The sequence below is a fragment of the Sphingomonas sp. BL2 genome (assembly GCF_056680015.1).
Map to the genome: position 1 here is coordinate 2,054,910 of NZ_CM155261.1, position 26,548 is coordinate 2,081,457.

A 26,548-nucleotide genomic window follows, 5' to 3' on the forward strand; every position below is an offset into this window, starting at 1 on the left:
TTAAATGTCCGCGCTATGTGATGCGCAATCCGTCCAGCAGGATGCGAAAGCTCCTGATCGCTTCGACGGCGGCATTTTTTGGATGCTCGGCGCCGGCGATCCACAGCGCAGCGTTGAGCGCCGCGCCGTTGATAAGGTAAGCGGTGGCTTCGGCGTCGACTGACTTGCATATCTCGAGTTGCACGAGCGCCTCGATGCTGGCCTTCGTGCTGACCAGGCATGCGCTACCACTGCCCCAGCGCGTACGGTCGCCAAGTACGGCCGGACCGTCGAGCAGGACGATGCGTCGGATCTCGGGTTCCAATGCCATCTCGACCCATGCGACGTTTTCGGCGACGAAGCCTTCCCACGGCGTCTTTGCTCGCGCGACCACCAGCTTGAGCTGTTCGGCAGCCTCTGCGTCGATCACTTCGATGACGGCCTCAAGAAGTCCCTTCTTGCCGCCAAAATGATGATAGAGCGCGCCGCGCGTCAGGCCTGCTGCGGCGGTGAGATCCTCCGTCGCCGTGTTGGCGTATCCCTTTTCGCTGAACGCACTTCGACCGGCCTCTATGAGCTTGCCACGAGTCTCCGTAACCCTGTCGGAGCGTTTCTGTCGCACGTTCCTAGTCTCCAGTCATTGACATACAATTTGTATGTGATAGTTATTTGCATACAGAGTGTATGCGAAATGCTCCTGGTTTGCAACATGACGGAGGAAACGTTGGACGATATCCAGAACGAACGGGTTGTTCTCGCAGCAGTCCCACAGGGCGAACTGCAAGCAAGCGACCTTCGATGGGAACGGGCGGCGATGCCGGAGCCGGGCGATGGCGAACTTCTGCTCGAGACGATATACCTCTCGATCGATCCGTACATGCGGTGGTGGATGCGACGGGAGAAATCCTACCATGTGCCGATCCCGGTCGGTGCGGTCATCGTGGGCGCTACCGTCTCGCGCGTCCGTCTTTCGCGTAATGCTGCATGGACCGAAGGGGACTGGGTTCTAGGCTGGTCGGGCTGGCAACGTTTTGCGATGTCCGACGGAACCGGCTTGCGTCGTCTCGACCCCGAGCTAGCCTCGCCTTCGACCGCCCTCGGCGTGCTGGGAATGACCGGCTTCACTGCGTATGCCGGCCTGCGCAACATCGGGCGGCCAAAGGCGGGTGAAACCGTCGTCGTGTCGGCGGCTAGCGGCGCTGTGGGTTCCGCGGTCGGACAGATCGCCCGTATCCACGGTGCGCGTGTGGTGGGCCTCACCACGGGCGCTCAGAAGCTGGCCTATGTGAAGGACGAACTGGGCTTCGATGCCGTCGTCGACTATCGGGATTCCGATTTCGAGAACCGGCTGGCCAAGGCCGTACCGAACGGGATCGACGTCTATTGGGAGAATGTCGGCGGGCCGATCTGGGACGCGGTGCTTCCGCTGCTCAATACGTACGCCAGGGTGCCCGTCTGTGGCCTTATCGCGCAATATGAGGATAACAGTGGCGGCCATAGCGGCGGCGACCGCTTGGCCGGAATGATGGCGGAAATCATGGGCAGAAGCTTGACCATCCGAGGCTTCATCCAGACGGAGTTCGCCGATACGCAGACGGACGACTTCCTGCGTGAAGCCGGGGCTTGGTTCAAAGAGGGACGATTGCGCCACCGCGAGCATATCGTGCACGGGCTGCAAAACGCGCCTGAGGCGCTCATCGCGCAGTTGAAGGGGCAGAATTTCGGCAAGATGTTGGTTCAGATCGGATAGGTCGGACACCCGTCCCGCGCAAGGATCGCCGCCTCGGGGAATGCGCAGAAAGTCGAATGCCGATCGGGATGTGACAGCTGAACCGGGTGGTGCAGTACGTCACCCCAAAACAAAGCCTGCTCGCTTGCTGATTGCAGAATGATACCAGCGCGATCGATGCTGTGCCCCGGCAGGCTAAGATAGGTAAGGCCGGGGATTGCCTCCGTACCGTTCATCACGATGCGTTCGGTCAGACCGGCCGCTTCGATAGGCTGGATGCTGTCCGTATAGATCCCGGCGGCCGGGGGATGCCTCATCAGTCCCAGCGCCGCTTGGCGCCGTAGCTCTGAGGCCGCTTGGTCGCCGTTGGAATCGATAGCTGCGTTATAGTCCGCTTCGATCCCGGAAAAATAGTAACGGCCTTTTGGAAAAGTAGGGACCCACGTGCCATCAAGCAGTCGGGTATTGTAACCGACGTGATCGACATGAATATGCGTCATCAGTACGATATCGGCGTCTTAACATTCGATGCCGGTAGCGGACAAACGTTCGATGTAAGGTTCGTCTGAATGATGCAGCATCGGCATAGTTGGACGATCCTTGTCGTTGCCAGTTGCTGTATCGATCAGGATAGCCCACCCTTCGATTTTGACTAGCCAGCTGTGAATGCTCTGCCGTCATGTTCGTGATATCGGATCATAGGAGTCGGCCGAAAGTTGCTCTGCCGTCTCGACGACTACCGTAGGATCGACATCTGGATGAATATGCGCTAGCGCAGTCGCTTCACATCGGACACCGCCAGGCCACAGAACTTGGCCGTTCACGCCAAGCAGGTCGCGCTCTACGTGCCCTGGCGCCGACACAGTCCCGTAAGCGCATCGCTCGCCTTAGCTTCAATCATGCCCCTCGAAGACGGCTGAGGTCAGCGAGCCCGTTGCTCGGAGCAATGCCGCCTGCGCGCCGAGAGCTGCGCTTTGATCGTTCGCAAGCGACAGCTGCGCCGCACGCAGGCTCTCGTCAGCGACGAGGATGTCGAGGGTGGTGCGGAGCGCGAACGCGTATTCGGCGCGCACGCCTTTCAGCGCAAGGTCGGCCGCAGTGACCCGTGCGGTGTCCGCGGCGATCTGCGCCCGCGCGCCAATCAGCGCCGCCCAAGCGGCATCGACCGCACGCGTCGTCTCGCGCACCTGTGCGTCGGTGTCGAACAGGTCTGCACGGTGTGCAGCACGCGCCTGGCGTACCTGCGAAGCGACCAGACCGCCGGTCAGGATCGGGACGTTCAGAACAAGCGTGGCAGCCGCGCTGAGCGGGTAGCCGCGCGTCCCGCCATTCTTCAAGCTTTCGGCATAGCTGTATCCTGCACCAAGCGTGACGCTCGGGTTCCCGACCGCGCGTGCCCCTTCGATCCGCGCCGCCGATGCATCCGCCGTCCTGAGACTGGCCCGGAGCAACGGGTTGTTGGCGAGTGCGCGAGTGCGTGCCTGGTCAAGTGTTCCCGGGAGCGACGGCAACGGCGCCGTCGGCAGCACGAGCTTACCGGGTTCATGTCCGACAGTCGCGCGATATCCAGCCGCCGTCGTATCGAGTGTCGCGTTTGCGGAAGCTAATGCAGCTATTGCAGACAGCCGCTGCGCCTCCAGCCTCGCGACGTCGGTGCGCGTTGACGTACCGAGAATAAAGCGTGCCTTCGCCTCCGCGACTTGGCGGTCGAGTAAGTCAATGTCAGCCTCAGCGATGGCAACGGTTTGCTGGTAAAGCAGCATCTCGGCATATGCGGCGACCACGTTACTTAGTAGCACCGCCTCACTGTCGCGCACACTCTCGTTCCCTGACGCCACGTCAGCCTTGGCAGCGCGCACCGTTGAGGACACGCGACCGCCCGTCCATATAGGTAGCGCGATGTTGACGCCCGCATACCCGCCCTTTCCGTAGCCGAACCGGTCATAGCCTGCGCCGTTATTCGCTGAGGCAGTCAACCGTCCCGCGGCACGCGCCTGCGCCACGGTCTCGCCGAACGCCTCCTGTCGAGCCTGCACCGATGCGAGTGTCGGGTTGCTCGCTTTAGCAGCGAGTACCGCATCGCGCAGTGTCTCTGCCGAAGCTGGAGCAGTTGCCAACGCCAGCGTCACGACGCCAAATAGCCAGGGCTTAGTCATGGCGGAGCGCCCAGGCCGGCGCCGAACCGGCAGCACGCAGCGACTGTGCGAGCACCGTCAGCACCGCGATCGCCAGCGCCAGCACGGTAGCCGCGACAAAGAACAGTGGCGATAGCGCGATCCGGTCGTTGAACCCTGCAAGCCATGTTCGCATCGCGAAAAAGGCAAGTGGCCATGCGAAGAGATTGGCGATCAATACGGGGCGCAGGAACTGCCCGACAAGCAGCCTGACGATTGCCGACGAGGATGCCCCCAGCGTCTTGCGAATGCCAATCTCCTTTACGCGCCGCTGGGTGTTGAACGACGCCAGGCCCCACAGGCCGACGCAGCCGATCAGGACGGCGAGCCCAGCCCCGATGCTGAAGAGGTGTGCGGTATGGTCGTCGCGCTGATAGTAGCCTGCCAGGTTTTGGTCCGCGGTCTTGGCATCGAACGGCACCTCGGGTGCCTGTTGCTGCCATATGTCACGTGCCGCGGCCAGCAACGTCTCCGGGTTTCCCGAGAATCGCAGAATAGCCACTGAACCCGTCTTTGTGCGAGGTTCGAAATCGTACATGATCGGTTGTATAGGTGCACGGGGATTGTCGAAGCGCATATCATCGATCACGCCAATTATCGTGAGCGGCGGGCCGTGCGAACCGGCGAAGGTGCGCCCTATCGCTGCCCTTGGCGACGGGATGCGGAGGACTGAAAGCGCGGCGCGGTTGACGACGATCGCAGTGGGCAGGTTGCGATCGCCAGCAGCGTTCTCCGGTAACTCGTTGGCATTGATGTCGCCTGGGTGTGCGAGATCGAAGGTCCGGCCCGCTAGCAGCTTAGCATTCATGACCTTGAAGAACCCTGGTGTCGTCTCGAAGAAGCGAAATGCCGGGCCATCGCCGGCCACACCGGGAACCGGGATGGTGGTCCGCGAAACAGACGTGCCACCCCCGGGTTGGCCCCCGGCGGCGGTGGCATCCTCAACTCTTGGCAGTGCCGCCAAGCGGCGGAATATCGTGTCACGCTGGGTAGCGTCGAGGCTCGGATTGCCCAGAGAGGGCACGAGCATCAGGCCCTTCCGCGAAAAACCGAGATCAGCGTTATGGACATGGTGGGTTTGTGCAAACAGCACCATCGTCCCGACGATAAACGCGATGGCAATCGCGAACTGGAACACGACCAGCCCTTCGCGAACATAGGTGCCTGCGCGCCCGCCGCCGGGCGACCGAGCCGACGCGAGCACTGCGGCGGCAGGCAGGCGGGCCAGCACGATCGCGGGATAGATGCCGGCCGCCGTGCCAACAACCAGCACCAGCACGACGAGCTGGGCGAGGATGCCCGTCAGCCCCAAATAGGGAATGGAGAGCTTCAGTCCGCTCGCGGCATTCACTAGCGGAAGGCCCAATTCGGCGATTGCCAGCCCGATCACACCGGCAATCGAGGCCGTCGCGATCGCCTCGCCTACGAAATGGCGCGCGAGCGTTGAACGGTCTGCCCCCAGGACCTTGCGCATTGCAACCTCGCGCGCTCGCAAGCCGGCACGCGCTGTCGCGAGATTCACATAGTTCACGACTGCGATCAGAAGTGTGAGCACCCCCACGATTCCGAGCGTCGCCACTGCAAGGTTCTGGCCGACGGCTTCGCCATGCACGGCTGCTATCGGTTGCATCGAAAGGCGGATCTTCGAGCCTAGTTCTCCTTGTGGAGTCTCCGTTGATGCATGACGCTCCACCAAGGCGGGCAAACGCGCGGCGAATGTACGTGCAGCAGCGGGGCTGTCGAAACGCACATAGGTTCGTGGATCGAAGTAGTTCCACCGATGCATCGACGCGTAACTGGCATCCTCCTTGTTTTCGGAGATGACCAAGCGGGCATACATACCAATGGTAAAATCGGTATTGGCGGGGAAGTCTTTCAGTACGGCTGAAACGAGATAATTATGGGTTATGCCGTCATAATTCACCGTCAAATTCTTGCCCAATGGGTTGGCACCTGAAAAATATTTTCTCGCAACACTCTCCGTCAATACGACGTTGGAAGGGCTTTCGAAGGCATTGTGGATGTTTCCAGCAACCGTTGGCAGTGCAAACACCTTTGCAAAATCGACATCAACCAGACCGATAGGTTGACGATAGCCCGTCCCATCCTTGAGCACCGTCGCTCGTGCATTTGCGATACGCGTCCCGATCGTCCCGGGAAGATCGCGTTGCACCGCCGAAAATAGCGCGACGGGGGAATCCTGCATTGCTGTTTGATCGGCGGTGCGATCACTCTTTGCCTCGATGAGATAGATACCCTGATAGCCCGGCAGCCAACGCTCGTAGCTAGTCTCGAAGCGGACATAGAGGCCAAGTACAAGGAACACTGCGAAGCCGACGGCGAGTCCGCCGATGTTGAGCCCCGCATAGAGTTTATGGCGCGTGAGTGAGCGGAAGAAGGTGAGGAGCGCGAAGCGGTTCATCAGTCTGTTCCTTTAGATCGCACGACTGACGGACGCGACAATCCGGCCGTCGAGCATGTCGATGCGGCGCGGCGCAGCGTCGGCGTGCGCAGGGGAGTGGGTGACCATGATGATCGTCGCGCCTTCCGCGTTCAGGGATTCAAGGATTCCCATCACCTGCGCGCCGTTCTCGGTGTCGAGATTGCCGGTTGGTTCGTCCGCGAGGATCAGGCTGGGGTTGCCGACGATCGCCCGCGCGATCGCGGCGCGCTGCTGCTGCCCGCCCGACAATTGGTGCGGGTAATGCCGCGCGCGGTGCGAGATGCTAACACGGTCCATCGCCGCGGCGACACGCCCCTTACGGTCGCCAGCGTCTTGCTTGCGATAGACGAGTCCGAGTTCGATGTTCTCTGCGATCGTTAGCTCGTCGATTAGGTTGAACGACTGGAACACGAAGCCCAGCGTCTCGGCGCGCAACTGCGCCAACGCCGTCTCGTTCAACGTCGCGAGATCGCGGTCGCCGAACAGATATGCGCCGCTGGTCGGCCTATCGACCGTGCCGAGGATGTTGAGCAAGGTGGACTTGCCGCACCCTGACGGGCCCATGATCGTAACGAACTCGCCTTTCGCGATGTACAGGTCGATATTGGCAAGCGCGGTCGTCTCGACCTCGTCGGAGGCGTAAGTACGCTGGATGTTCTGGAGGCGGATCATGGCGTTGCCCTTCAGCGGATGTTGAGGATGCCGGCCTTGTCGTAGGCAGCGGTGTTGGAGGTTACGATTCGGTCGCCGGGTGCGAGGCCGGACAGGATTTCGGCGCTCTGGGGATTGCGACGGCCGACCTTGATGGCGCGCCGACGTGCGGTGCGACCGTCGGCGTCGAGTACGAACGCGGCATTGCCGCCACCGTTCTCAAGCCAGCCGCCGATCGCGACGATTAACGCGGGCTTCGTGCTGCCGAGCGTCACGCGCACGTCGAGCGTCTGGCCCCGACTGAGTTCGGCAGGCGGACGTCCGCGGAAGCCAAGTTCGATCCGGAACCGGCCATTGGCAACCGCCGGCAGCACCTTCGTGACAACAAGCGCGAGACCGGACCCGCTACCGGTCGTCGACGCGGTCTGCCCGACACTCACGCGACCGAGATAATATTCGTCGACATCCGCCACGAGCTTCCAGCTGTCCTCGCTGTCGATCTGGCCAGTCGGGTCGCCCGCCTTCAGCATCTGACCCGGCTGGATCGTGAAGTTGGTTAGCCGACCGGTTACGGGCGCCCGGACCGTCAGCGCGTCGAGGCCCGCCTGTACCGCGTTCAATGTTCCCACAAGCCGCGCACGCGTATCTGCCAGCCGCGACGCCTGGAGAGTAGCGATGCGGTCCTCGGACGATTTTCCCGATTGGAGTTGAGTCAGCCGCTGCTGTTGATACCGCGCGTCTTCGCGGAAGCTGGCGACGCCCGCGTCCGACACGAAACCCTGATCATGAAGCTGTTGGCGGATCGACAGGTCACGGCGTGCCTTGATGAGATCGTAGCTTGCGGTTGAGGTCTGTCCCGCGCGATCCAGCCGGTTGCGCTCGAGCGACAGGTCCTGCCCTGACACGTCGCCTAATTGTCCTGCGATCGTCGCCTCGCGTGACAGGATATCGAGTTTCAATTGAGGGTTGGCGAGCGTTGCGAGCGGCTGGCCGGCGGCGACGTGCGTTCCGTCCTGGACGACAAGCGTTTCGACCTGCCCGCCCTGTTGCGTGCCAACGAAAGTCGTAACACCCGGCGCGACGGTCGCGCGCACCGGTAGATAATCGGCGAACGGCGCGCGCGTTACTTGGCCAGTCTCGATATCCGCAGTGGCGACGTCGGTCGATCCGCTTGCGGGAATGTAGTGCCAGACAAGAACCGTCGCGACCAGGACGGTAAGCGCAATTGCAACGATGCGCGACCGGTGAGAAAGGCCGCTGCGGCGCTCGACCCGGCGATCCATCGCGGTGCCGCTTTGCGCGGCCGATATGTCAAACGTCACGATATCCTCGAAGCTTGCAGAAAGTCGGGGGCCGCCTGTCGAGATTTGGCCAGGCGGATGTCCACGATCGGACCAGGGCGTGTGGAACCGTGCGTCAGGATGAGACACCGGCATCCGCATCCGCACGGGCGACAGCGGCATTCTTTTGGCCGGCGATGCTGGCGAGTTTGAGATCGGCGATAGGGTAAGTTGTGCCGTGAATAGCGCCGATGGTGGCAGTCGATGCGGGTGCCGAAGCCGCGATCATTGCAAGCGTGAGTGCCAGGCTGAAGCCGGCGAACAGCGTGCGGATCAAGAATTTTGACATCGATCGTTCCTTTCGATGGACCACTACGGTGTCGGTAACGACGGGACTTGAGCAAGCCGCGTGCCAAACCCGTAAGCGACTGCAAAGGCTAGCTAGCACCGTCACGCTACGAGAGTTGCTTCGGAGGACGGTGTCCGATTCCGGACAGCGCGCTGTTCAATTTCGGACAGTGATCCAGCACCGCTGTATCGTAAGCCTGCTCGATACCTACGGTGCTTCAGCGTATCACCGTTGGTACGCATCTTGATTGATGGAAGTCATCCACTGTCGGGAGGGAGTTGCCTCACGTGTTGGCCAAGCCGTTCGAACTATGCGTCGTCGTCGACGACGACGAGGACATCTTCCTCTCTGCGCGGCTCCGGTCGAATATGCTGCTGCCGCGGCCGTCAACGCGGCCAAATGAACGCCGGAAACTCACCTTCAGTTGGATGAGAAACCGGGGGACCCTTACACGGCGGAGATCAGTTTCCTTGGTTAGCGTACGCGACTCTAATATAATTCAAGAAAGCTTTAAACGCGGCCGAGGGATGGCCGTTGAGGGGGTAGTACAGGCAGAAGCCAGGCTGAGCGGGACAGAAGGACTCCAATACCTGTACCAAACTGCCCGATCCTATCAGCGGTTCGATTAACAGGTCTGGAAGGCACGCTATTCCCATGCCCGCCAGCACCGCTTCACGGAGAATGCCCGTGTCATTGACCGTGAGACCCGCTTGAACAGACACTTCGATCGCCCGCCCGTCCTCTTGGAACCGCCATCGGTATACTTCCTGCGACTGCTGCCATCGATAATTCAGGCAAACATGCTGCGACAGGTCTCGCGGGTGGTCAGGGATGGAGTGGGTCTGGAAGTACGCGCGCGAACCTACCACTGCGGCACGCATGTCGCGCGTGAGCCGGATTGCTGCCATATCCTGCGCTACCCGGCCGCCGATGCGGATACCGGCGTCCTGGCCTTTGGCAACGATATCACTCAGGCTGTCATCGATCGTCAGGTCCAGCGTTATCGCGGGGAACGCGGCATAGAAGCGCGCCAGTACTGGTGATAGGATCAACTCCGCGGCAACCCGCGATAAGTTCAGCCGCACGACTCCACTTGGCGCGTCGCTCATGGCAACAATGTCGTCCACGGTGCTATCCATGGCAGCTACAAGAGCTGGCAGTCGGTCAAATAGTACGTCGCCAGCCGCTGTCAGGCCGACGCTGCGCGTCGTTCGGTTGAGCAGCCGAACGCCCAAACGTGTCTCAAGCTGGTTTATCGCTCGGCTGACTGCTGATGGCGTCATACCCAGACGCCGCGCCGCACTGCGAAAGCTCAAGTCCTTCGCGATAGCCATGAAGACTGTCAGTTCCTGATATTCACGACCCGTCACATCGTTGCTCCCAATGCAACAACGCATTGCCATTGGTGCGTCTTGTGATCAATCACGATGATCGTATCTTGCACCGCGACGGGTGGGCAGTGAGCTTACCGAACGATGCAAAGAAGGACGGCATATGACCATCGAAAACCTCGCTGCTTGGCAGCGTCGAACTGGCGAGCGGCTCTCGATTGGTCCGGCCGAACTCCCGCCGGTGGCGGAAGGCCAGATCCTGATCAGAAATGAGGCAGTTGCGATCAACCCGTTGGATTACATCCTTCAAGATATGGCCGCACTGCCATGGCTCGATTACCCGCTCATCGTGGGCAGCGATGTCGCCGGAACGATAGTGGCAATAGGTAAGGGCGTCGACCGCTTCGCCCTGGGCGACCGCGTGTTGGGGCAGGCCGTCGGTACCACGGTTAATCAGCCGTCGCAGGGCGCTTTTCAGCAGCACACGATAGTACTTGCCCAGATGGCTGCGCCGATCCCCCCAGAAATGGCGGCGACCTCCGCTGCGGTGTTGCCGCTCGGAATTGGTACGGCAGCCTGTGGACTCTACCAGGCCGAACATCTCGGTCTCCGCCGTCCGTCTGCCGACCCGGAACTGAGCGGTGAGACATTGCTCGTGTGGGGGGCATCGTCGAGCGTCGGTTGCAACGTGGTGCAGCTTGCCACAGCATCCGGCTATGAGGTTATTGCCACCGCCTCGCCCCGTAACGCCGCGATGGTTCGCGGCTTGGGAGCCACGCAGGTGTTCGACCATGGTGATGCGGAGGTAGTCGATCGAGTAGTGACAGCACTACGCGGAAAAACGCTGGTCGGGGCCTTCCACGCCACTGGCAATTTACCGGACACATTCAACGTGATGCGCCGGATCGAGGGGCGCCGGTTCGTCACGGTTACCTTGCCTTTACAGATCGCCCCTCCCGAAACGGTCGAGGCGGCTGCAATCGCAGGCACCAGCCTCAAGGACGATGAGGTGGGTCCAATGATTTACCGCGACTTCCTGCCCGCTGCGCTCGCGTCCGGCAGATATGTAGCTGCGCCGCCTGCCAAAGTGGTCGGTCATGGCTTGGAGGCTCTCCAACGCGCCGTCGACGCTCAACGGGAAGGAATATCCGGGTACAAGCTGGTAGTCGAATTGTCGTGATTTCGCGATGAGAGCGGACCCACGGTGAAACATTTGTCTGCTCTCACGCCAGTTTTGCCGAGGTATGGGTTCCCGTTTTGCAAACCGCTGCGTCATCATCGGTAATTCGATAAATGTGTCATCTAGGTGATCGATCCCACGGTTTGATTGTACGATCCTTTCGCGGGAAAAGGGCGGAGCCAATATGGGACAGGCACGTCGAGGGCGCGGTACGACCACGCACGTAGGGTAGAGGGCAATACAGCGATCGCGAGCGTTGCTCTTGACGTTGAGGCGACTGCTGGGGAATTCAAAAAGACGGTGATGAAATGGCACAAACGAAACGGTCGAGGAGCTAATAACCTGGCCAAAAGCCACCAAATTCATGATCTTCACCGGGGCCGAAGAGTTCATGGTAATCGCGTTCCGCCGCCACATGTTGCTCCCGCTGGACTCCGGCCCCTGCGCACTGCAGCCGTAGATCCCGCACCTGGGTCAGTTAGTGGTGCACTGCTGCTTGCAGTGGTACGGCATCTCCTGCCTGCGAGACACTTAAGGCGACGAGCGCAAGCGCAAGCCATTCAAGGTGGGCGGTGTTCCGCTGGCACCTTCTTCATGGCGGCGTAAGCGTAGACGGATGGGTCTTTTGCAAAGCAGGAAGGTCTACAGTCATGACGATGCGATGTTACGATACTGGCATTCAGCCGGTCCGTTCGAGGTATTTCCACGAGCCGGTCGGCGTCACGAGTGAGCAGACGAGACCTGGGCTCGAATTTGGGCGGAGAACTTCGCAGGGTGGAAAAGTGTCAACGCGGTGGCTCGACGCCACCACGTCAAGGAACGATCGTTCAACCAGGCTCACTGCCGTTGCTCGTCTCGGACTAACGGCAACGGCGTTCGGGCCGGTGTGAAGACCAACGTCCAACAAGGTTGTACGGTAAGGGCGGCAAGCCCCTTCCGCTGAAAGCCCCAAGAATATACTTGTGTTGTATGATATATACTTACGAATCCCTATGAGCGCGGTTGGTCGAAAGCGCTTAGGGCGTCCTCGCGCTTTCGATCGCGAGGAGGCGCTTCGCCGCGCCATGCTGCTGTTCTGGACGCACGGGTTCGAGGGTAGCTCGATGACCCTGCTTGTCGAGGCGATGGGCATCAATTCTCCCAGCATCTACGCCGCGTTCGGCAGCAAGGAAGATCTTTTCCGGGAGGCTGTTAATTTATATATCGCCTCGGACGGCGGTTCGACATGGCGTGCGCTAACGGAAGTTGCCGATACCCGTTCAGCGATCGAGGCCATGCTGAAGGATACGATCCGCACCTTTACGAACGCCGATCTGCCGCGGGGGTGCCTGATCGTGCTGGGCGCCCGGCATCTGGGTGGTGGACCAGACCCCATTGGCGTTTTTCTACGGGATCAGCGTGAACGAATCCGCGGTCAGTTGCGGGAACGGCTTTGCCAAGGGATCGGGGCAGGGGACCTTCCAGCGGACACAGACGTCGAAGCCTTGGCGGGGATGTTCATCACGTTCCTGAATGGCGTTTCGATCGAAGCTGCGGATGGGGTGGCGGAGGACGTCCTCATTAAGAGCGCAGATGCTCTCCTACAGCGCTGGCCAGTCCCGTAAGATTCTGTGTTGAGCAACACAAAACCGTTGCGCGCGTAAGCTGCTGGATTTATGTGCCGCGCAGCACATAATCTTGGAGTAAGCGATGAGCAACAGATTGCGCAATCAGTTGGAGCTGATCACCGGCTTCGGCTCGGTCCACGACGTCCCTCGTCTGCCCGAGGGCTTTTCAGGCGTGTTTGACAGTTATCGAGTCGATGTCCGCGACCTACACCTGCATGCGGTAATTGGAGGATCCGGACCGCCGCTGCTGCTGCTGGGCGGCTGGCCGCAGAACTGGTTCGCATGGCGTTACCTCATGATGCCGTTGGCCGAGCGGTTTACCGTCATCGCTGTTGACCCGCGCGGGGTCGGCCTTTCTGATAAGCCGGCAGACGGGTACGACTCTGATAGTTTGGCCGCCGACATGTTCGCGCTGATGGATACGCTCGGTCATGAGCGGTTCGCGATGGTCGGACATGACATCGGCGAATGGACGGGATATGCGATGGCGGCAGACCGGCCGGGGCGCATCATGCGGATCGCGCTGGGCGAGGCGATCATACCCGGCATCTCAACTTCGCCTCCGTTGCTAAGCGACGATCGGCGAACCAGCGACTTCCTGTGGCACTTCAACTTCAACCGCGCGCTCGGCGTGAATGAGCGGCTCGTTGAGGGGCGTGAACACATCTACTTCGGTTATCAGTTTGCGACCAAAGCCGGTTCACCCAAAGCGCTGCCGGCCTATGCAAGTGACTTCTATATCGAACAATTGCGCCGCGATCCCGAAGCGCTTCGCGCGAGCTTCGAATATTACCGTGCTATCGACCAGTCGATCCCGCAATATCAACGCCGGAAGGCGGCAGGCAAGATCACCATTCCGGTGCTTGCTTTCGCGGGGGCGCTCGCCTGCGGCGACCTGGTCGCCAACGAGCTAGCTACCGTCGCACAGGACGTCCAGTCGGTGATCATCGCCGACAGCGGGCACTATCCAGCCGAAGAACAGCCGGAGGCGCTGCTGGCCGCGATCCAGGCTTTCCTCGATCCCTATGCCACGTCGTTGTCGACCGAGACCGCGGCGTGACGCCCGCCGACTTCCAGCATGGTACCGCACAGATCGGTGAGGTTCGACTTCACTATGTCCGCGCCGGGCAGGGGACCCCCGTACTGCTCGTCCATGGCTGGCCACAGACTTGGTATGAATGGCATCGCGTCATTCCTCATCTGGTCGAGACTGGTCACGAGGTCATCGCGGTCGATATGCGTGGCGCGGGTGATTCCTCGCGGCCGGCTGGTGGTTACGACAGTAACAGCGTTGCTGCCGATCTCCACGGGCTTGTGCAACACCTTGGCTTTAAGGCAATCCGCCTGGTCGGGCACGATAATGGGGGACGCGTTTGCTACGCCTTCGCAGCGAATTATCGCGATGCGGTCACCAGCCTGACGTTCCTGGAAAGCAAGATCCTGGGTGTGGAAAGCGACGATGACGCGACTAAAGAGTTCTGGCATTTCGGCTTTCATCAAGAACCAGATCTTCCAGAACTTCTTCTCACGGGCCGCGAACGTGAATATTTCAGTTATTTCTACAAGCGCTACAGCTACGATTCACGATCGATAACTTCCAGCGAAATTGATGAGTTCGTTCGCTGCTATACTTCGTTGGGCGGAATGCGGGCGGGCTTCGCCTTTTACCGCGCGTTCCCGGAAACGGCCGCTCAAAGCCGGGTTCTGGCGCAAACCAAGCTGACGATTCCGGTGCTTGCCTTCGGCGGCTCCCACTGCATGGGTGATACGCCGCTGCGCTCGATGCAGCGTGTGGCGGAAAATGTTCAGGGCGGCATCATTCCACAGTGCGGCCACTGGATCCCGGACGAGCGGCCAGAATGGATCGCGCGAGAAATAAGTAGATTTCATCATGGATGTTTGTCGTGATCCGCGACGCGCGGACCGCTCGATATGTCAGGTGTTTAGTCCCGGCATCTGGTGGATCAAATCGAAGATGAACCTGCTTAGCTTTGACGTCCAGATCTTGACGATGTATTCGTAAGACGTGAGGTCGGCGAGGTGCACCCGTAACTAGTCGTGGCTTTCATAATTGAAGCGTATGACAGTTGCTGCCACTCGACGATTGCCTCTAGGGTTGCAGCCGTCGATCCCGAAGCTGACACGGTCAGTGCGGCACCGCTGACTGTAGAGACCCGGCATCTTTGCCTGCCAGACATCGACGGCGACAACCTAAGCCGATAGCATATGTTTTGAGATGCTGGAAGATTGGCGCGATACGCTTCTGGGGTTCAGCAGAATAAGCGGCAGGCAAGACGCTCGCGAGTTAAAGAGCAAGGCGTCTCGGCAGCTTGCGCGAGCATCGCCGGGTTAAACTTCTCGTGGCGGAGGCGATCCGCGTCCCTGAAGTGGGAGCGGTGAAGCGGTCCGCACCCGGTTGCACGAGTGGCCCAACGCGGCGCTCAGGGCAGTGGCTAACTAGCCCATGTCATTTTCTGGTACCTGTACACCCGCGCTGGTGATCAGCGTCTGGGGAACGCCTGTTGCGATGTCCGTCGTCGCGTCGATCAGTGCCGCGAGCGTCTATATGAATGCCGTCCCGCTTTCGCTAAGCATAGGCGGCGTAGTTAAGGACGGAAACGGGAAGTCGACCGCCCCCGGTACACCAGGAAGCACGCTATCGGGCATCTCTACGAGCGTCGGCATGATCAGTGCCACCCCACCGGTCGCGCTCGGTGCGTCGGGCAAACAATCCAGCACCACCTATTCGGCAATAGCGCCGGGAACGATTGACATAGCGTCGGGCGATGCTGCCAGCCGCACAGTGGCAGCGACGATCGGGCGTGACACGGCAGGCGCCAATGCCGGTGCTGACGCAGCAATACGACGCGAACAAGCGCGAGGAAATCGCCCTCGGCTTTGCGGCTGCAACGCAATTGTCGAACCAATCCGAGACGTTTTTGAGCGAGCAAGGTCGCAAGGCCGAACAATGGAGAGGTGGTTCGGGAAATCTGCACAGTGGGGACAAGTGGATTGCCGATCTGACAGCGGCCATGCTGGCCGCAAGGAGGAGGCATGATGAGCAAGCGACCACGCCGGAACCACAGCCTGGCGTTCAAGGCGAAGGTGGCACTGGCCGCCGTGAAGGGCGAGAAGACGCTGGCCGAGCTGGTGCAGCAGTATGACGTGCATCCCAACCTTATCAATCAATGGCGGGCGCGGTTGCTGGAGCGCGCTGCGGACGTGTTCGGCGCCGAGCCGGCAGTGGCCGAGCCGGCAGTCGATGTGACGGTGCTGCACGCCAAGATCGGCGAGCTGACGCTGGCGAACGATTTTTGGCCGGGGCGCTCGGGAAGGCCGGTCTGTTGCCGAGCGCAAAGCGATGATCGACCGCGGTCATGCGCTGCCGCTGAGTGCCCAGGCGCGGCAGCTCGGGATCAGCCGCGGCAGCATCTACTACCTGCCGCGGTCGGTGTCGGACAGCGATCTGACGATCATGCGGCGGATCGACGAGCTGCATCTGCTGTACCCGTTCGCCGGCAGCCGGATGCTGCGCGATCTGCTCCGGCAGGAGGGCGTGAGCGTTGGCCGGCTGCATGTCGCGACGCTGATGAAGCGGATCGGGCTGGAGGCGTTCTACCGACGCCCGAACACGTCGAAGCCGGCGCCAGGGCACAAAATCTATCCCTACCTGCTGCGCAAGCTGGCGGTGACCCGGCCCAACCAGGTCTGGGCTACCGACATTACCTACATCCCGATGGCGCGCGGTTTCGTCTACCTCGTCGCCATCGTCGACTGGTTCACCCGGCGGGTGTTGGCGTGGCGGGTGTCGATCTCGCTCGATGCCGAGTTCTGCATCGAGGCGCTGGAGGAGGCGCTGGCCCGCTATGGCAAGCCGACCATCTTCAACAGCGATCAGGGCTTGCAATTCACGAGCACCGCGTTCACCGCCGTCCTCCTGCGTGAGAAGATCCCGCAACTCTGGGCCGATGCCGAGACGCAGCCGATCGAAGATACGTCGGTCGACTGACCGACCCAGGTCAGCGAATACTGCACGATCGCGACGATCCGTCTGCCGCGGCAGGCCGCCTATCCCGCAGAGGAGCGCACCAAGTTCGCGAGCCGTGAAATCACGCTCTGCGACTTTGGCCAGCCGGAGGACTTGGCAAACGTGGTAACGTTCCTCGCTTCGCTTCGCGCCAGCTACGTGACGGGCATCGTTCTACTCGTGGACGGCGGGATGCGCCGGTACAGCTTCTAGCCGAACATCCTCTTCGCGCATTTCCTCACCGCGTAGAGGACGAACCGCCCACTACAAATCATCGTCTTCGAGCGCTCTGGCTGTTGGGGGGCGACATTAACGAACGGCAGAAGTTGGGGAGCACAAAAGGTGCTGTGAATGTCCGGATGTAAGTCTCGTGGTTACCAGCCCACGTGTGACGCGAGCAAGGCAGTTAAGAATCCGTTGGTCGTTAGCCTCTAAGCTTGTTCGTTTCGAAGCAGGATGTCGGAAGCACCTCGTAAGTCTTGTGGCGAGATCTGACCGTGGGCATCGGGCTGCTAACGACCGCGTCCCTCGACTTTCTGCGTATCAAGGGCACCTTGTCGGCGCGTAGAGCCGGCATGGCCAGAGGTCCGGAACTGGGAGGCGCGAAACCGCGGCCGAGCGTCCGGAGCTTGGTCAGCGCCGCTGCAAAGTTGGCGGCAGCTTTCGACCAGAGATCGCCGCTCCCCCGTGATGGCACGAACGTCTGAATCCGACAGGAGACGCCGACCGCGCGATGTCAAGCAGCGGGCCAATGTCAGCACTCCGACAGCTACAGCTTCCACTTGTGTACGGCCGCGGGAGGCGCGTTACCGACCGTCGGGTGCCATGCATACCTTAGGCCGCTGTCCTTCACATTAGGTCCAGTGTTCGCCACCATGGCTAGATGCGAACCGAAGGCGCCTGATACCGGCCTGACGATTTCACCACCCAGCACTGTCCGATCGAACAGAGCGACTTCGTGCTCGCCTCGCTCCGCGCGCAACCACGCTTTCCACGTGACCAAGGTGATGGGCTCGCCTTTCAGGCGGTGTACGAACAGGGGGCGCAAGGCCGTCAGCAGTGTACGCCGCCCGTTCGAGTCCATCCTGATCGCGTGATCCAGGTTGGCGAAATACATCATGCCCCGGCCATAAGGAACGCGCCGGACGTCCTCACGCGAGAAGGGGGCGGAATCAATGCGCGATTGCGTCCAGTTCCGCGCCTCACTGCCATAATACTCGGCGGCTCTTCTGTTGATCTCCTCTGCGCATTCCGACCACGGGCGCAACCCCGTCTCGCATGGCAGGGTCGCGGAGATGTAGACGGTCAGTCCTTCGACAAACCACGGCGCGGCACTGTCGCCGAAATATCCTACCCAGTTGTGCGTCATCTCGTGTGCGATCGTGGTGCGAAGTCCGCTCTCACTCTGACCGGGCAGGAAAGTCGGCGAACCGACGGTGATCAGGCTGGCGCCATTCGCGACAGAAGCAGTGCCGGTCGCATAGGACGGTGCGTCGAGTGTCCGGATCAGTAGCAGGTATTGCGGAACACCGAGATATCCGAACGATCGCGACAGGACGCGATACGTCTGACCGGCCCACGTCATCATCGCACGTGCGTCAAAGGGGGGATGGCCGACCGTATAGGCGTTGAAGTCGTGGCCATAGGCCGACTGACCCGCCGTCAACGGTCCCGCCAGCAGCCAGCGATCAAGCAACGAGTCGGGCGGCCCCTGTATCTTGATCGTACCAAGGCCACCGGCCATCACACTGCGCGAACCCTTCACCGTTTCCGACAGATCCCACCTCAGCGTGGTCTGACGAACTCCGGGTAGTTCCGGCAGCACAAGCAGACTGCCGGTGTTGCCGCCCAGGCCGTAGCCCGCCGCCTTGACACCGAACGGCGGTCCGCTCTGTCCAAACGGCGTCACCGACATTCGGTAGCGCACCGTGACCGGGCCGGACACCGTGCGTGCAGTCGTCCAGCGTCGACCAGGACTTTGGTCCGGCATGATCCAATCGGCTGTTTGCACGGTGACTGCCCCTCTTTGATCGGTGATCGTAAGATCCATGACAGCCCCCGCGACAGGAACCATACCAGCGAAGCGCAATGGCGCGACCAGCGACAGGGGGGCTGGCGACCCGCTCCGCGTTATGCGCTGCTCAACCTCCACACCGATTACTTTGCGAGCGCGATCAGTCTTGGGTCGAAATGTTACCGCCAGTGACGATGATTGTGTTGTGGAAGTGTTCGATACGGGCTTGTCGATGGGCGAAGCGGATGCTGGCCACGCTGCCGGCGCTAATACCAAGGCAAGGCTTAACCTGGCAGCGATCGAGATCGACGAATGCATCCTTGTCATTCCTGTCTGAAAGCGGGGAGAGGGCGATCTCATGGTAGCCACGGCAGTCCTCCGCGCTGGCTGCGCAATCGTGACCAACAGATGCCGGCCGACGACCCTTGTGGCGTGTACTGATTTTGCCAGCGATGGGGCCTAAAAACCATGGTCTAAGAACGTCGTAGTCCGTACGAGAGGTGCCGACTAAAGCATATGCCCGCGTTAGATGATATAGCATACCTTCCAATCGGAGGCGTGGAGTTAGAAATCGAGAGTTGGCCCCGCCTTACCCTCTGCTGCGGGGGGAGCGCAGTCGCGGCAATCCTGCTCGGCGGATCCATTCCCGCCCAGTCGCCGCGTCGCTCGACCGTGGAGGTTGCAGCGGTCATCGAAGACGCTGCCGCAGGTGACCCCGCACCGATCGCGGCGGCGATGAAACAGGCAAAAGGCCTAGTGGAAACGGCACTGCTACGTGCTCGGTGGGCGTCTCTGCGACTTGACACCCGGACCGCCGAGCGTGAACTCGCCGCCTACTTCGCGTCTGGGGACACGGATCCCAGGCGTCGTTCCATCGCTCTTTCTACCCGTGTCGACGTGGCCTTCGCCGCAGGCTCTTATGCGCAGGCAGCGAAAGCGATCACCGCTTGGCAATCCCTGCACGTATCAAGCCGGAGCGCGGATGAGACGGCCAGCATGGCGCAGGAGCTGGGGATCGCGAGTCTTCTCGCCAAACAACCTCGCCAGACAGTCATCGGTGGACTGCCGGCCAGGCTCCCGACGATGCGCAACAAGGCAGGTCTCGTACGCGCGAACGTGGCGATCAACGGTCTGACGCAGAATGTCATTCTTGATACAGGTGCCAATCTGTCCGTCATGTCGGTATCCGCTGCGAAGCGACTGGGTTTGCGCATACTCGATGGCGCGGGTAGTATCGCCATCCCCAGTTCAAGCCAGATAGTTACACGCGTGGCGGTCGCCGATCGGCTCATCATCGCCGGTGTCGAACTGGCGCATGTTGCCTTCTTGATCATGAACGATGCGCAGCTCAGTTTTCCTGTTGCGGGGGGCTATCAGATCGACGCGATCGTGGGATTTCCGGTTTTTCGCGCGCTTGGCCGAGTACGTTTCGACCGGGCGGGGGGATTTGCCGTGGGGAGGTCCGCGGGCCCCGCACTGGCGGGTGATACTCTGCGCGCAAGCGGGAATGACCTGTATGTGCTTGCGGACGTCGACAAGGTCCCCGTGACGTTGCACCTCGATACGGGCGCTGCGAGCAGCGGGCTCACCAGCCTGTTCGCCAACCGCCATCCGCAGTTGATAGTAGGATTGGTGCGTGGTTCGGAAAAGATCATGGGGATAGGTGGCAATACGATCGTTGCGCGAACTGCCATATGGAGGCATGTTGGTATCGCAGTCGGCACGGCATCGACATCATTGCCGCAGATCACCATCGCTCTCGATCCGCCAGCAGGCAGGAAAGAGAAAAGGTTGGGTGCAATCGGTCAAGATGTACTTTGATCTTTTGAGACGTAGAATCTAGGCTTTAAGGCTTTAACACTTTAACACTTTAACACTTTAACACTTTAACACTTTAACACTTTAACACTTTAGAGCTATGAGCTTCGCGCCGAGAAATCAGGCGGGATATGTCTCGAAACTTCCGGCTTCTAGCTAGCGGCCCCGTGCCCCGAGAGCGGACATGCCATGTTCTCGAACAAAAACCGCCGACATTGGAACTCTTCACGGCGCTCATCAACGAGAATGTAACGGTCCAGTTTCTCGATAGTAGTTAAAATATTTGCTGTCGCTGACTCGGCGCCTAGATTCATGAGCGAGCGCCTGAAGTTTAGGAACGGAAAGGGCGGGCCGAACGTCCAATTGTGGGTCACGCCGGACGCCCAGCGCGAAGGAAATGATCCGGAAAACGGTACAGGTTCGAGCGCCTCACGCACCGCCGCGTCAATCAGCCATGGACGCTTCGCTGCATGCCAATCGGATCCGTATTGCGCAGTCGCTGTTCGAGCCGTTCCGCGACTGAGCGGCGGATTGCGTCGCCGACCTGTACCTTGCGCCACGTGTTGTAGCTGATGCCATATCGCTGCATCAGCGCCGCGTTAGTCTGCCCGGCTAAACCGATGCGCATTGCCTCTACGATATCGTGCGGCACTACCTTTAACGGTTCGGGGACGGGCTGTTTCATGCCAAATTCTTCTCCTGATAGCGGGGGGCGGGCGGCATGCCCGGCCCTCTTGATGGTCAGAACGACATACGGACACCCGCGGTGATGTAGCGGCCGATCGGGTCGTAGGCGCTGCTCGCCGCAGTGGTGAAGGTCGTTACCGGAGGGGGCGAGAGCGGCGGTGCGCGGTCGAACAGGTTGGCAACGGAAACGTAGATCTGCTGCTTGCCGCCGCCAAGCGCCAGATTGTAGGTGCCGGTGACGTTTGTATAGAAGACTGCGGGTGTCGAATTGTCGTTGATGTCGATACCCTCGACGCGCGTGGCGTCCAGCTTCGCCGCGCTGATGAAACGCTCCTGCACGAACAACGAGAAGGCATCGACCGCGTAGGTCGCCTGCAGCACGCCGCTCCACTTTGGCGTGATCGTCTCACCCAACCCTTCGCGGACCGGCGATCCCCGCGTCTCTGAATCGTTGCGGGTTGCGTGGTTGCCAATCAGCCGGACGTTGAGGTCGCCGCCGGCCAGCTGCGTCTTGTAGCTCAACTCGAAGTCGATACCTGCGACGGTCTGGTTGGCGAGGTTGAGGTTGGGGCGCAAGATGCTGAGCGCCCCCGACGGCAGCACCGTGATGTTGGCGCACTGGACCTGGTTGCCCGCAGCGCATTCGTCGACGACGCGCTGTTCGGCCAGGGTGGTGATCGCGTCTTTCAGCTTGATGCGGTAGTAATCGATCGACGCCTGGAAGCCGGGTGCCCAGGAGGGCTGGTAGACCTCGCCGAAGGTCAGCGTGTTCGCCTTTTCCGGTTGCAGATTGGGGTTGCCGGTCGCGAAATTGACCTGCGGAGTGGTTACGCCGTTGTAGACGACGTTGCCGTTGAGCCGCGTCGCCGGATTGTAGAGTTCGAGCAGGTTGGGCGCGCGAATGTCGCGTGACAGAGTGCCGCGCAGACGCAGTTCGTCGACGAGCTGCCAGCTCGTGCCCAGCTTCCACGTGACGACGCTGCCCGACGTGCTGTAGCGCGCGTGGCGCACCGCGCCGTTGAGATCGAGGTTGCGGGCGATCGCGCTGTCTTTCAGCAACGGTACCGCGACTTCGAGATATTGTTCGAAGATGTCGTACTTGCCCGAGAAGGGCAGGGGGTTGAAGAAGCGATACGGTCCCTGGCGGCCGTTGAGTGCCGACGGACCGCCACGAATGCCGGTAAAGTTGATCCGCGTCGGCGACAGCGCGTCGGTAACCTGACGCGCGCTTTCCTTGCGAAATTCGAGACCGGCGGCAACCGCGATCGGCCCCGCGAGTTGAATCGAGTCGCCCAGGTCGCCGCGGACGTTTGCCGCCGCCACTTGCTGGCGGAGCCGCAGGTTGAGCACGTTGTCGCCAGTGACATAGTCGGTGACGGCTTGGTTCGCCGCCTGTGGTCCGAACAGGTTGCGCGGCGTACAGCCGGGGTCGAGCCCGGCAAGCGTCGAGCGGCAGACGATTTGGCCGTTGGCGGGATTCACCACTGCGTCGGCAGCGGCATAAAGGTTGCGCGCGATCGTTAGGTTGTTCGAGCGGAGTTCCTGATCGGACTGGCCGTAATTGTACGACGCGTCGTATTTCCAGGTGCCGCCCAGGCTGCCGCGCGAGCCGACCGACGCGTGATAGACGTCGAGTGTCGATTCGTTCTCGGCCAAAGGCAATTCGCCCTCGAAGCGGCCGAGCTGGAATGACTGGATGTTTGCCGCGACCATCCGGTTGCGCACATCGGTCGGTAGATAGGCGTTGTCGCGATAGATGGTGTAGGCCGCCGCCGAGCCGACGTTCTGGCTGGCGAAGGCGCCTTGATTGGTGTGGCTGCGTGCGTACAAACCTTCGACGAAGAGGGTAGCAGCGGGCGATGCCTCGAATTCGGTGCGTACGAAGCCGTTGTAGCGTTCCTGCGTCGGTTGCAGGCCGATATTGGCACGCGCGCCGTCACCCCCGCTCTGGAACGCGGTGCCGGTGATCGTGCCGTAGTTGAACGGTGATGTCGCACCGCCGGCAAGGAACTGCGTGCCACGCAACGGGCCGGCGCTGATGAGGCCGCCGTAGGTGCCGAGCGAACTGCGGATCGAGGGGATGATCAGGTTGCGCGGCAGTGCGCCGCTGACGGGATTGACGATCTGCCCCGCATTGTCATCGAACCAGTCGCGTTTGGTGCGCTCGTCGGCGCGCAGGCCCTTCTGATAGAAATAATCGGCGCCGGCGACGAAGTGCAGCCGGTCGTCCATCGCCGACGTGCCATAGGCGAGCGACCCGCCCGCCGAGGGCAGGTCGCCATGCGTGGAGATGCCGCCTAGCGCCTCGGCCTTGAAGCCCTTCAGCTTGGTATCGAGGACGAAGTTGACGACGCCTGCGACCGCGTCCGAGCCATAGGCGGCGGAGGCGCCGCCGGTGACGACATCGACGCGGCTGACGAGACCCTGGGGCAGGATGTTGATGTCGACCGAGCCGCTGCTGTTGGTCGCGGGCAGGCGGCGACCGTCGAGCAGCACCAGCGTGCGCTGCGCACCGAGACCGCGCAGGTTGAGCAGGTTCTGGCCGCTGCTGCCGCCGCGGCTGTTGGTCGTGGAGGGACTGGACGTCTTCGTGCTGCCACTGAACACCGGCAGCTGGTTGAGACCGTCGGCAAGGTTGGTCGGTGCCGTCTCGCGCAGCTGTTCCGAACTCGCCATCGTCACCGGGGTGGGCGTGCGGAAGCCGTTGGCGACGCGGCTGCCGGTGACGACGATGTCGCCGCCGGCAGCGGTTTCGCCAGCGGGCGCGTTGCTCTCGGCAGACTTCAGCGTGGCGGTGGAGGCGTCAGGGTCGGCCGGCACCTTGGTCGCAGGGGCGTTGGGCATGCCGGAGGCATCCTGTGCGCCGGGCGTCGGTGCATCGTTCTGCCCGGCGGTCGCCGGTGCCTGCGTCTCGGCATTGGCGGCCGGGCTCTGCTGCGCAGCGGCAGCGGTCGTCATCGCCAGCGTCAGCGCGGCAAGCGCACCCCCACATGCAAGCGTCGTCTTCAGGCTGTCACGAGCCATGATCCCTCTCCTGTTTTCTAGTTTTTTTGTCGTTGTAGTCGGTCGTGTCGTCGGTATCAGGCGGCGTGAGCCCGTCGCCTTTGGCTCCAGTTGCCGATGAGTAGCGCGAGCAGCGACAGCAGGGCCGCTGCGGCGCACCAGGCGCCCGGGATCGCCTTGTCGCCGGTCGCGCCGATCAGCGCGGTGCTGATCGCCGGGGTGAAGCCGCCGAAGATCGCAGTGGCGGTGCTGTAGGCGAGGCTGAAGCCGACGGTACGGACGTGCGCCGGGATGATCTCGGTCAGATAAACGATGAACGCACCATTGTAGGTGGCATAGATAGCGGCGAGCGCGAGTTCGACGGTCAGCAGCTTGCCGAAGCTTGGCGCGGCGACCAGCCAGCTCATCAGCGGATAGGCGAGCAGCGTACCCAGCACTGTCGCGGTGATGAGCAGAGGCCGGCGTCCGATCCGGTCGGACAAGGCGCCCATCACCGGCAGCAGTACGAAGTTGGCGACACCGACGCAGGCGGTAACGAACAGGCTGTCGCCCGCACCGAGGTTCAAGACCTTGCTACCAAAAGTCGGCGTGTAGGCGGTAATCATGTAGAAGAAGACCGTGGTCATCACCGCCATCAGCGCGCCCTGAAGCACCAGCCTCCAATTGGCGCCGATGATACGCATGATCTGACCGATCTTCGGATGCTCCTTGCGGGTGAGGAACGCGTCGGTTTCCTCGACGTGGCTCCGGATGATGAATAGGAACGGGATCATGATGCAGCCGATGATGAACGGCACGCGCCAGCCCCAGGCCTGCATCGTCTCGGCATCGAGGCTGGTCGAGACGATCAACCCGATCAGTGCCGCGAAGACGACCGCGGCCTGCTGGCTCGCAGACTGCCATGAGGTGAAGAATCCCTTGCGGTGTGGCGGTGCGATCTCGTTGAGATAAACCGACACGCCGCCGACCTCGACGCCCGCCGACAGGCCCTGGATCAAGCGGCCGGCGAGGATGATGAGTGGAGCGGCGATACCGATCTGTTCGTAGGTGGGCGTGATCGCGATCGCGAGCGTGCCCATCGCCATCAGCCCGAGGACAAGCAGCAGGCCCTTGCGGCGGCCGTGACGGTCGACATAGGCGCCCAGCACCAAAGCGCCCAGCGGCCTCATCAGGAACCCCGCGCCGAAAGTCATCAGCGTCAAGAGCAACGATCCGAATTCGCTGCCGGTCGGGAAGAACGCCTTCGAGATGTAGGTGGCGTAATAGCCGAACACCATAAAGTCGAACATCTCGAGGAAGTTACCGCTCGCGACGATGAAGATCGACTTGAACGCGGATGATTTTCGGGCAGCGGGGGTGGCGGAGACGCCATCGGCCGGGATGGCCGTGTTTTCGATCATCGGATTGCCTTTCGCGATGCCGGCTCGAGCCCGCTCGCGCGGATCGCGGCATCGGCTTGTGGGGAGGAAAGATAGGACAGCAACGCGCGTGCACCGGCTTGATGCGGCGAATAGGCGACGACGCCCCCTGAGAACTTGGTGACCTTCTGCAACGCATCGGGGAGTAGGCCGACGATTCGAATGCCCTTGACCGGCTTCAGTTCGCTCAGCTGCTGGAAGCCGATCTCGGCTTGCCCACTAGCGACGATTTCGCCGACCGGGGTGGCAGGAATCATTCGGCCCTTGGGGCGCACCTGGTCGGCGATGCCGAGCCGATCAAGCAGCGTCGACTGGATATAGACGCCGCTGGCGCTGTCCGACCAGGCGACTGATTTGGCGTGCAGCAGCGTCGCGCGGAGTGCCTCGGGCGTAGCGATGTCGGGAACGGGGGCCCCGGCACGGACCGCGACGGCGATCCGAGACAGGCCGAGGTCGATCGCGGTGTCGGGCACGACCGCGCCGGCGGTCACCAGCTTGTCGAGGCCGGAGCGGGCGAGGATCACGACGTCGGCAGGCTCGCGCCGAGCGAGGCGGGCGGGGATAGCGTTGGGCGTCTCGCCCATCGACGGTCCGTGCGCGATCGTGATGGGGGTCCCGGTCGTGCGCCGATACGATGCGGCCAGTGCATCGAACGCCGCATTGAAACCGCCCGAAGTGAAAACGGTCAGGCCCGCCGGTGAGCCAGCCGCAGGCGCGGCGGGAAGCGTCTGGCAACCGACCAGTAGCGGTGCGATCAGCATGCCGATCGCGCCGGTCAACCGGTGGTGCAACAACCTGCGCACGCGCTTGGTGGTAGGGGAGTTCGCCTGTATCATAGCCATCCTGCTCTGTACCGCC

General features: G+C 61.6%; 22 protein-coding genes and 2 pseudogenes. 10 read left to right on the top strand and 14 right to left on the bottom strand.

The window, feature by feature from the left end:
- Nucleotides 1–13: 13 nt before the first annotated feature.
- Nucleotides 14–601, bottom strand: a complete 588-nt coding sequence (locus tag AC1ME3_RS09520; protein WP_480952972.1) for a TetR/AcrR family transcriptional regulator — start codon at nt 599–601, stop codon at nt 14–16.
- A 102-nt stretch (nt 602–703) separates the two neighbouring features.
- On the opposite strand from AC1ME3_RS09520, the gene AC1ME3_RS09525 reads away from it, so the two are divergent.
- Entirely contained in the window at nt 704–1,729 is a 1,026-nt protein-coding gene (locus AC1ME3_RS09525) for an NADP-dependent oxidoreductase (protein ID WP_480952973.1), read from the top strand.
- Here the strand turns inward: AC1ME3_RS09525 and AC1ME3_RS09530 are convergent.
- From AC1ME3_RS09530 to AC1ME3_RS09560, 7 genes are all read right to left on the bottom strand, one after another.
- Nucleotides 1,717–2,208, bottom strand: a complete 492-nt coding sequence (locus AC1ME3_RS09530; RefSeq protein WP_480952974.1) for an MBL fold metallo-hydrolase — start codon at nt 2,206–2,208, stop codon at nt 1,717–1,719. The genes AC1ME3_RS09525 and AC1ME3_RS09530 overlap by 13 nt on opposite strands.
- A gap of 393 nt (nt 2,209–2,601) precedes the next feature.
- Nucleotides 2,602–3,864, bottom strand: a complete 1,263-nt coding sequence (locus AC1ME3_RS09535) for a TolC family protein (protein WP_480952975.1) — start codon at nt 3,862–3,864, stop codon at nt 2,602–2,604.
- Nucleotides 3,857–6,304: an ABC transporter permease gene (locus AC1ME3_RS09540; RefSeq protein ID WP_480952976.1), complete on the bottom strand. Its 2,448-nt coding sequence runs from the start codon at nt 6,302–6,304 to the stop codon at nt 3,857–3,859. The genes AC1ME3_RS09535 and AC1ME3_RS09540 overlap by 8 nt, the downstream gene beginning before the upstream one ends.
- A 12-nt stretch (nt 6,305–6,316) precedes the next feature.
- Nucleotides 6,317–6,997, bottom strand: a complete 681-nt coding sequence (locus AC1ME3_RS09545; protein WP_480952977.1) for an ABC transporter ATP-binding protein — start codon at nt 6,995–6,997, stop codon at nt 6,317–6,319.
- 11 nt (nt 6,998–7,008) lie between these two features.
- Entirely contained in the window at nt 7,009–8,298 is a 1,290-nt protein-coding gene (locus AC1ME3_RS09550) for an efflux RND transporter periplasmic adaptor subunit (protein WP_480952978.1), read from the bottom strand.
- Nucleotides 8,299–8,392: 94 nt separating this feature from the next.
- Nucleotides 8,393–8,605 (bottom strand): hypothetical protein, encoded by a 213-nt coding sequence (locus tag AC1ME3_RS09555; RefSeq protein WP_480952979.1) that lies wholly within the window; start codon nt 8,603–8,605, stop codon nt 8,393–8,395.
- 461 nt (nt 8,606–9,066) lie between these two features.
- Complete coding sequence (locus AC1ME3_RS09560) at nt 9,067–9,975, bottom strand: LysR family transcriptional regulator (RefSeq protein WP_480952980.1); 909 nt, start codon at nt 9,973–9,975, stop codon at nt 9,067–9,069.
- A 124-nt stretch (nt 9,976–10,099) separates the two neighbouring features.
- On the opposite strand from AC1ME3_RS09560, the gene AC1ME3_RS09565 reads away from it, so the two are divergent.
- The 4 genes from AC1ME3_RS09565 to AC1ME3_RS09580 all read left to right on the top strand — a co-directional run bounded on the left by AC1ME3_RS09565 (nt 10,100) and on the right by AC1ME3_RS09580 (nt 14,631).
- Entirely contained in the window at nt 10,100–11,116 is a 1,017-nt protein-coding gene (locus AC1ME3_RS09565; RefSeq protein WP_480952981.1) for a zinc-binding alcohol dehydrogenase family protein, read from the top strand.
- Nucleotides 11,117–12,180: 1,064 nt separating this feature from the next.
- The gene (locus AC1ME3_RS09570) at nt 12,181–12,720 is read left to right on the top strand and encodes a TetR/AcrR family transcriptional regulator (RefSeq protein ID WP_480952982.1); all 540 of its coding nucleotides are present in this window, start codon (nt 12,181–12,183) and stop codon (nt 12,718–12,720) included.
- Nucleotides 12,721–12,829: 109 nt separating this feature from the next.
- Entirely contained in the window at nt 12,830–13,783 is a 954-nt protein-coding gene (locus AC1ME3_RS09575) for an alpha/beta fold hydrolase (protein WP_480952983.1), read from the top strand.
- Nucleotides 13,780–14,631, top strand: coding sequence for an alpha/beta fold hydrolase (locus AC1ME3_RS09580; RefSeq protein ID WP_480952984.1), 852 nt, complete (start codon nt 13,780–13,782; stop codon nt 14,629–14,631). Before AC1ME3_RS09575 ends, AC1ME3_RS09580 begins: the two co-directional genes overlap by 4 nt.
- A 27-nt stretch (nt 14,632–14,658) precedes the next feature.
- Here AC1ME3_RS09580 and AC1ME3_RS09585 read toward each other — a convergent pair.
- Nucleotides 14,659–14,835: pseudogene (locus AC1ME3_RS09585) on the bottom strand (IS481 family transposase); the annotation flags it as partial.
- Between the two features lie 728 nt (nt 14,836–15,563).
- Here AC1ME3_RS09585 and AC1ME3_RS09590 point away from each other — a divergent pair.
- From AC1ME3_RS09590 to AC1ME3_RS09600, 3 genes and pseudogenes are all read left to right on the top strand, one after another.
- The gene (locus tag AC1ME3_RS09590) at nt 15,564–15,887 is read left to right on the top strand and encodes a hypothetical protein (protein WP_480955892.1); all 324 of its coding nucleotides are present in this window, start codon (nt 15,564–15,566) and stop codon (nt 15,885–15,887) included.
- Nucleotides 15,781–16,663, top strand: a pseudogene (locus tag AC1ME3_RS09595) (IS3 family transposase); the annotation flags it as partial. The gene AC1ME3_RS09590 and the pseudogene AC1ME3_RS09595, both read left to right, overlap by 107 nt.
- 111 nt (nt 16,664–16,774) lie before the next feature.
- Nucleotides 16,775–16,963, top strand: coding sequence for an SDR family oxidoreductase (locus AC1ME3_RS09600; protein ID WP_480955805.1), 189 nt, complete (start codon nt 16,775–16,777; stop codon nt 16,961–16,963).
- Nucleotides 16,964–17,519: 556 nt separating this feature from the next.
- Here AC1ME3_RS09600 and AC1ME3_RS09605 read toward each other — a convergent pair.
- Nucleotides 17,520–18,800: a gluzincin family metallopeptidase gene (locus tag AC1ME3_RS09605; RefSeq protein WP_480952985.1), complete on the bottom strand. Its 1,281-nt coding sequence runs from the start codon at nt 18,798–18,800 to the stop codon at nt 17,520–17,522.
- Nucleotides 18,801–18,975: 175 nt separating this feature from the next.
- Between AC1ME3_RS09605 and AC1ME3_RS09610 the strand changes: the two genes are divergently transcribed.
- Together AC1ME3_RS09610 and AC1ME3_RS09615 are read left to right on the top strand one after the other, a co-directional pair.
- Complete coding sequence (locus tag AC1ME3_RS09610; RefSeq protein WP_480952986.1) at nt 18,976–19,101, top strand: hypothetical protein; 126 nt, start codon at nt 18,976–18,978, stop codon at nt 19,099–19,101.
- 398 nt (nt 19,102–19,499) lie between these two features.
- Complete coding sequence (locus tag AC1ME3_RS09615) at nt 19,500–20,585, top strand: aspartyl protease family protein (RefSeq protein ID WP_480952987.1); 1,086 nt, start codon at nt 19,500–19,502, stop codon at nt 20,583–20,585.
- Between the two features lie 445 nt (nt 20,586–21,030).
- Here AC1ME3_RS09615 and AC1ME3_RS09620 read toward each other — a convergent pair whose 3' ends face one another.
- From AC1ME3_RS09620 to AC1ME3_RS09635, 4 genes are read right to left on the bottom strand one after another with little or no spacing between them, the layout of a single operon-like run.
- On the bottom strand, nt 21,031–21,267 hold the full coding sequence (locus AC1ME3_RS09620; RefSeq protein WP_480952988.1) for a hypothetical protein: 237 nt from the start codon (nt 21,265–21,267) through the stop codon (nt 21,031–21,033).
- 56 nt (nt 21,268–21,323) lie between these two features.
- Nucleotides 21,324–24,293, bottom strand: a complete 2,970-nt coding sequence (locus AC1ME3_RS09625) for a TonB-dependent receptor domain-containing protein (protein WP_480952989.1) — start codon at nt 24,291–24,293, stop codon at nt 21,324–21,326.
- A gap of 56 nt (nt 24,294–24,349) precedes the next feature.
- Nucleotides 24,350–25,672, bottom strand: a complete 1,323-nt coding sequence (gene tcuC / locus AC1ME3_RS09630; protein WP_480952990.1) for a tricarballylate/proton symporter TcuC — start codon at nt 25,670–25,672, stop codon at nt 24,350–24,352.
- Complete coding sequence (locus AC1ME3_RS09635) at nt 25,669–26,526, bottom strand: substrate-binding domain-containing protein (RefSeq protein WP_480952991.1); 858 nt, start codon at nt 26,524–26,526, stop codon at nt 25,669–25,671. The genes tcuC and AC1ME3_RS09635 overlap by 4 nt, the downstream gene beginning before the upstream one ends.
- Between the last annotated feature and the right edge of the window lie 22 nt (nt 26,527–26,548).